We start from the raw sequence: 2,281 nt of genomic DNA on the forward strand, positions 1-2,281 counted from the left end.
ACTCTCCGTCTCGGTGTTCTGGCACCTGACGGCGATTGCGGTGCTCGTGTTCCTGATCGCGGTCCTGGCCGTTCGGTCCATTCCTGAGCTCGAGAACACCGCCGAGACGAGTGCGCCTGGCGAGCCGGCCAGCACCTGGCGCAGCCGGCTTCGAGCGAGCCTGTCGGTGTGGGCAGACCCGGGTGTCCTGTTGATCGGTGCGATCGTGCTCGGGATGACGTTCGCGGAGGGCTCGGCGAACGACTGGATCGCGCTCGCTTCCGTCGACGGCCACGGTTTCAGCAATACCGCCGGCGCGATCGTCTTCGGCGTGTTCGTCGCAGCGATGACCGTCGGCCGGGTGATCGGCGGGCCGGTGATCGACCGGTTCGGCCGTGTTCCCGTGCTGCGGGCCTGCGCCGTCATCGGGGTGCTCGGGCTGCTCCTGTTCATCCTCGCGCCGAACGACTGGGCACTCTACGCGGGCACCGTGCTGTGGGGCGTCGGAGCCTCACTCGGCTTCCCTGTTGGCATGTCGGCCGCCGCGGACGACACAAGGAATTCCGCGGCCCGGGTCAGCGCCGTCGCCATGATCGGCTACTTCGCCTTCCTCGTCGGGCCGCCCGTTCTCGGCCTTCTCGGCCAGAACTGGGGCATCCTGAACGCCCTGTACCTCATCGTCGCCCTGATGGCCCTCGCCGGCCTCGCCGCTCCGGCCGCCCGCGAGCGCCACCGCCGCTGACCCCTCCCTGTCGAGCGGTTGCTTCAGACCGGTTAAGCTCGATGCGTGCGCCTCGTAATTGCCAACTGCTCCGTCGACTACGCCGGAAGGCTGAACGCACACCTGCCGCTCGCCACCCGCCTCCTCCTGCTCAAGTCGGACGGCAGCGTGCTCGTGCACTCCGACGGCGGCTCGTACAAGCCGCTCAACTGGATGAGCCCGCCGTGCTCCCTCGTCGAGCAGGTCCCCGATGACGAACAGACGGATGCCGGCATCACCCAGGTCTGGACCGTCACCCACGCGAAGACCGCAGACCAGCTCATCGTCAGCATCCACGAGGTCCTGCACGACTCCGCCCATGAACTCGGCATCGACCCCGGCCTGATCAAGGACGGCGTCGAGGCGCACCTGCAGAAGCTGCTGGCCGAGCACATCCATCTTCTCGGGGACGGCCACACCCTCGTCCGCCGCGAGTACATGACGGCGATCGGCCCTGTCGACATCCTCGCCAGGGACGCCGCCGGCCACTCGGTCGCGGTCGAGCTCAAGCGCCGCGGCGACATCGACGGGGTCGAGCAGCTCACCAGGTACCTCGAGCTGATGAACCGCGACCCGCACCTGGCCCCGGTGGCCGGGGTTTTCGCCGCACAGGTCATCAAGCCGCAGGCCCGGATGCTCGCAGAGGATCGCGGCATCCGCTGCCTCGTGCTCGACTACGACGCGATGCGCGGCCTCGACGACACGCAATCCCGCCTGTTCTGACCTGCCCGGGAGGGCCCTGACGGGCGTTTTCCTTCGAGGGAGCGCTCTCATCAAGGCAGGAGTAGCAGCCCATCGGATTCCGGCATAAAGTAGAAAATTACCCATTTCGTGGGAAATCGGGGCTCTGGCCTCTAGGATTAGCGAGTGAATTCGACTTTGACTCGCACCTGGAGTGCAATACTTTTTGACCTCGACGGAACCATCACGGATTCCGCCCCGGCCATCACCAACTCCCTCGCCCGGACCTTCGCTCTTCTCGGCCGACCGGTTCCGACCGACGCCGAGTTGCTCGCCTATGTCGGCCCGCCCCTCTTCGCCGCCTTCCGTGAGTACGCCGGCATGACGGCAGAGGAGGCCACTGAGGCCGTCGCGGTCTACCGCGCCGACTATCACGGCGAAGCCATGCTCGACACCGCCGTCTACCCGGGCGTCGCCGGCCTGCTCCAGCGCGTGCACGAGGCCGGAATCCCCCTCGCCCTCGCCACGAGCAAGCCGGAGCACGCCGCGATCACGATCCTCGAGCACTTCGACCTGGCCCGGTTCTTCACGGTCATCGTCGGGGCGAGTGACGCGGAGACCCGCAGCGCCAAGGCCGACATCGTCGAAGAGGCCCTGAACCGCCTCGCCGCCGTCGGCACGAGCCTCAGCACCCCCGTCATGGTCGGCGACCGCAGCTACGACGCGGAGGGCGCCGCAGCCCACGGCGTGCCGACGATCCTCGTCGAGTGGGGCTACGGCTCTCCCGCAGAGGCCGCCGCAGCGACCGCGACCGTCTACTCCGTCGACCAGCTCGCCAAGCTCCTCCTCGGCTGACCCGCA

The 2,281-nt window shown here is 68.0% G+C and carries 3 protein-coding genes; all 3 read left to right on the plus strand.

The features are described from left to right. Positions 1-721, plus strand: a 721-nt coding sequence (locus tag QN345_RS18085) for an MFS transporter (protein ID WP_323509018.1), incomplete at its 5' end; no start/stop codon positions are given. A 45-nt stretch (positions 722-766) separates the two neighbouring features. Further along, entirely contained in the window at positions 767-1,462 is a 696-nt protein-coding gene (gene nucS / locus QN345_RS18090; RefSeq protein ID WP_134449228.1) for an endonuclease NucS, read from the plus strand. Positions 1,463-1,606: 144 nt separating this feature from the next. Then, positions 1,607-2,275, plus strand: coding sequence for an HAD hydrolase-like protein (locus QN345_RS18095; RefSeq protein ID WP_241975487.1), 669 nt, complete (start codon positions 1,607-1,609; stop codon positions 2,273-2,275). Positions 2,276-2,281 lie beyond the last annotated feature (6 nt).

The organism is Cryobacterium sp. 10I1 (genome assembly GCF_035019805.1).
In the GTDB taxonomy this organism is placed as follows: Bacteria; Actinomycetota; Actinomycetes; order Actinomycetales; family Microbacteriaceae; genus Cryobacterium; species Cryobacterium glucosi.